This is a genomic window from Trinickia sp., from assembly GCF_051953405.1.
GTDB lineage: Bacteria > Pseudomonadota > Gammaproteobacteria > Burkholderiales > Burkholderiaceae > Trinickia.
In genome coordinates this window covers 1-3,754 of the sequence record NZ_JBQCIV010000079.1, presented here as the reverse complement: position 1 = coordinate 3,754, position 3,754 = coordinate 1, and the positions used below count along the sequence as shown (strand labels likewise).

The following is a 3,754-nucleotide window of genomic DNA, read 5'->3' as shown; positions in this document are numbered from 1 at the left end:
GGAAGTGCAGTCATCCTTGTGAACAGGCAGAGCAATTTGCTCGCGGACTTTCCGGGTCTATCGGGCGCTCAGTACAAGCTTTGGTATTCCTACATTCTCTGGCACGAACTGGGTCATACCTTTGAGAGTGACTTGAAGGAGGCTCCAACAAACCCACTCTTCGATAAGAAAAAGAATCCGAAAAACTATCAACTCTACAAGGAGGCACACGCTGATATTTTCGCCCTCGTCGGACTTGCTAGAGTAGAGAAAGGCGATGTGCCTGCACTCGACCGCACTGGCTACGAGCAATTCATGAAAGAACTGATAGCGTGGCGCCGGCGCTCCACAGACTCTATACACGCTACAGCTCCGTTTCTCGCGCAGGTAACGTGGGAGGACATTCAAGCGACGACCGAAAGTTGCATGGCGGAAAGCGGCGGCTGTCGGAATGAGTACGCCGTTTCACTGGACATTCTCGAAAAGGTCATCAATCGAACCCGCAAGATGGTTCACACGGCGGCAGTGTTCCGGAGAACATGACGGCAGACCACTACGATGCGCACCAACTCGCCATCCGTCATAGGTCCGGCCGAGCGTTAGATTTTCCGTACGCCCCGGCGATTGACGTCAGTTGGTTTGGGCGGTCGGGATGACTGGTTCGCTTGTTGACACCGGCGAACTTGCCGGTGCCGCCGCGCCGGCGTTAGCAGCGGTAGCGTTAGATGTCGCCGCTACTGCAGCCTGTGCCTTCGTTGCACGGTCACGCTCGAGCGCGGAGATTGTCTCGAAAAGGTCCTTAGCGTTCTCGTCGTGTGCCGCTATGCGTTCGATGCGCTGCATGACTTGCGGGAGCCATTTCGGCTTGTACTCGGGTTTGATGGTATCAGGGTCGTCGAAGTGGAAGTCGGTGCCGCCCCCTATGGCGCCGAAGTTGCGTTCCACCGCATCGACCAGAAACACGCTTTCATTGTCTTTCCCCGGACACGTCTTCTTGTCCAGGATGACCGCGTGCCCGGCCGTGTGCTCGAGGTCCGGCGGAAGGACTTCGTCCCCCTGACTGTGGCGCACGGTTTCTGGCCAATCGCGCACGTACGGGACGATGAGGCCGCTGTAATGGCACTTCGAGTCCGCCTTGTACCACTGCGGATGGAAGCCGACTACTTCCACCATCTCCCGTTCCTCGGGGGCCTTGTGAAGCGGGTAAGTCTGGTCCGGCCATAGGATGACGCTCCCGACCAGTGCACCCGCAATGTAGATGGCGTGCGCCGCTCCAAAGATGATGTCAAACATGGTTTAGCTTTCGCAATGTGCGGATAGGCCGTAAGCGCCCGGCGAAGGCATCCCCGGGCGTCCTCGCCGTTAATTAAACGGCGGCAGGAGCCCAGCGATGCGGTAGAAGCGCGGCGATGTCGTCGGCTCGGTGGGTCGGCAATCGGTTGAGAACGTCTTTCAGATAGACGTAGGGATCGTGGCCGTTGAGTTGCGCGGATCGAATGAGGCTCATGATCGCCGCTGCTCGTTGCCCGGCACGCAATGAACCGGCGAACAACCAGTTCGACCGACTGATGGCCCATGGACGAATTTGATTTTCGAGCCAATTGTTATCAATAGGCACGTGCCCATCGTCCAGATAACGCGTGAACGCTTCCCAACGCCTGAGGCTGTAGTCGAGCGCCTTGGCGATCGCCGATCCCTCCGAGACGAGTTTGCGTTGGGCGAGCATCCACTCATGTAACGCATCGGCAATCGGCCGAGCACGCGCCTGACGCACTTCTCGTCTGCGATCCGGCGTGAGTTCAGCAACATCGCGCTCGACAGCGTAAAGCTCGCCGTAGTATTTCAGCGCCTGTTCGGCGATTTGACTCTTGTTGCTGGTATGAAGCTCAAAGAACTTGCGTCTTGCATGGGCAACGCATGCGATCTCGGTGATGCCCAGCTCGAATCCGGCTTTGTAGCCGCTGTGCTCGTCACATACCAGCTTGCCGCGCCAGTTGCCGAGGAACTTGCGAGCATGTTCGCCTGCGCGGCTATCGGCGAACTCGTAGACGACGGCGCGCACATCGGCGAACTGCGTCGTGGCGTATGCCCATACGTACGCGCGCTGCGTCTTTCCTTTCCCCGGAACGAGCATTTGCACCGGCGTCTCGTCAGCGTGCAGCACATCGTGCTGGAGAAGCACTTCGCGAAGCGCGTCGACCAGTGGCTGCAATCGCACCCCGCATACGCCAACCCACTCGCCCAGCGTTGACTGGGGAATTGCAAGACCGGCGCGTTCGAAGATGCGTTCTTGACGGTACAACGGCAAGTGATCGCCGTACTTGGCGACCAACACTTGGGCGAGCAACCCAACGGTGGGAATGCCCTTATCGATCACATGCGGTGGCACGGGCGCCTGAATCAGCGTCTCGCACGCCTTGCAGGCCCACTTGCCGCGGACATGGCGCTCGACCGTGAACACACCGGGCGTATAGTCCAGCTTCTCGCTGATGTCCTCGCCGATACGCACCCGCTGGCAACCGCAGGCGCACGTGATGTCGTCGGGTTCATGGTGGATGTCGGTGCGCGGCAAGTGCGCCGGTAACGGTGCTCGCTTGGGCTGCTGACGCGGCTTATCTGCGGGCGTATTCGACTGCAACTGCTCAAGCTCGATTTCCAGCGCCGCTAGATCGGCGTCGATGGCCTCGTTGAGCAAGCTCATCTGCTCGGCGTTGAGTTGCTCGCTGCGCTTGCCGAAATGCAGGCGCCTGAGCGTAGCAATCTCGTGCGTGAGTTGGTCGATACGAGTCTGACGATAGCGCAGTTCCCGCTCGTTCTCGCCCACCTGAGCCATCAACTGCGCAGCCAGCGTGCGCAGTTCGTCGGGGCTCATCGCGTCGAGATTGGCGGGTAGGTTCATGCGGGCAGTCTGCCAGAACCTACCCCGCCGCGGAAGCAAGCCAGTTTACGGCTTTAGGGACATTACACGACGGTGATCGCGTGATCGTGGGCGAGCGTGCGCCAGGGCAGCCCCATCACCAGCGCCTGCAATTGCTCGGGGTTAAGCGCGGTGGCGATCATCAGATCCCCATTCGTCCAGATGAATCGCCCCTTGTTCAGACGCCGAGCGGCCAGCCAGATACCCAAGCCGTCATAGACAAGCACCTTCATCCGCGTCGAGTTCTTGTTGGCGAACAGGTACGCGTGATGCGGACGCGCTGAGCCGAAGACCTTGACGACACGCGCGAGGATCGTCTCCGTGCCGGCGCGCATGTCGAGCGGTTCGGTCGCCAGCCAAATCGCCTCGATGCGAATCACCGCAGCCAACCTTGCAGCCACGTGCCGCAGTCGCTAGCGGCCGACAACGGCCAACGTATCGTGATCGTCGTCGCCCCACGACACACTTCCACCTCGATTGCGCCGGATGCCGGTGACGTGCTCGGCGGCGCCGCAATCTGCAGCGGGACGAATTCGGCAGGCGACACATCGGTTGAATGACTGGTTTGCTTGCCGCCCTGGCGCTTGGCTTGCCGGGTGATCCAACTGCGAACCAGATTGGCATTGAGACGGTAGTGCAGCGCTACCGCTGCGACCGACACGTGCGGCTGCATCGCCGCACGCATCACTTCCGCCTTGAATTCTTTACTATGCCGGCGGCGGCGCACCGGCTGCACTGCGCCTTCGGGATTCACTGCGAGTTCTGCCATCGTGTACACCTGTCCATTAAAAGTTGTTAATGGACACGATGCTCGCGTCAGAACTCCTGCGCTTCAAGGCGACTTTGCCGGGTGCTTAC

General features: G+C 59.9%; 5 protein-coding genes. 1 reads left to right on the top strand and 4 read right to left on the bottom strand.

What is annotated here, in order from left to right; all coding sequences use genetic code 11:
- A partial coding sequence (locus ACTHN9_RS13315; RefSeq protein WP_440537233.1) for a hypothetical protein occupies nt 1-522 on the top strand: 522 nt, incomplete at its 5' end.
- 87 nt (nt 523-609) lie between these two features.
- On the opposite strand, the gene ACTHN9_RS13310 is transcribed toward ACTHN9_RS13315, so the two are convergent.
- The 4 genes from ACTHN9_RS13310 to tnpA all read right to left on the bottom strand — a co-directional run bounded on the left by ACTHN9_RS13310 (nt 610) and on the right by tnpA (nt 3,665).
- The gene (locus ACTHN9_RS13310) at nt 610-1,272 is read right to left on the bottom strand and encodes a hypothetical protein (protein ID WP_440537232.1); all 663 of its coding nucleotides are present in this window, start codon (nt 1,270-1,272) and stop codon (nt 610-612) included.
- A 73-nt stretch (nt 1,273-1,345) separates the two neighbouring features.
- The gene (gene tnpC, locus ACTHN9_RS13305) at nt 1,346-2,878 is read right to left on the bottom strand and encodes an IS66 family transposase (protein ID WP_440537231.1); all 1,533 of its coding nucleotides are present in this window, start codon (nt 2,876-2,878) and stop codon (nt 1,346-1,348) included.
- 62 nt (nt 2,879-2,940) lie between these two features.
- Nucleotides 2,941-3,276 carry an IS66 family insertion sequence element accessory protein TnpB gene (gene tnpB, locus ACTHN9_RS13300; RefSeq protein ID WP_440537230.1) on the bottom strand — a complete coding sequence of 112 codons (336 nt, stop codon included), beginning with the start codon at nt 3,274-3,276 and terminating at the stop codon, nt 2,941-2,943.
- Complete coding sequence (tnpA, locus tag ACTHN9_RS13295; RefSeq protein ID WP_440537229.1) at nt 3,273-3,665, bottom strand: IS66-like element accessory protein TnpA; 393 nt, start codon at nt 3,663-3,665, stop codon at nt 3,273-3,275. Before tnpA ends, tnpB begins: the two co-directional genes overlap by 4 nt.
- Nucleotides 3,666-3,754: the final 89 nt, after the last annotated feature.

Coding starts and splice junctions, on each gene's coding strand:
- ACTHN9_RS13310 (WP_440537232.1), bottom strand. CDS start 1,272: ATGTTTGACATCATCTTTGGAGCGGCGCACGCCATCTACATTGCGGGT.
- tnpA (WP_440537229.1), bottom strand. CDS start 3,665: ATGGCAGAACTCGCAGTGAATCCCGAAGGCGCAGTGCAGCCGGTGCGC.
- tnpC (WP_440537231.1), bottom strand. CDS start 2,878: ATGAACCTACCCGCCAATCTCGACGCGATGAGCCCCGACGAACTGCGC.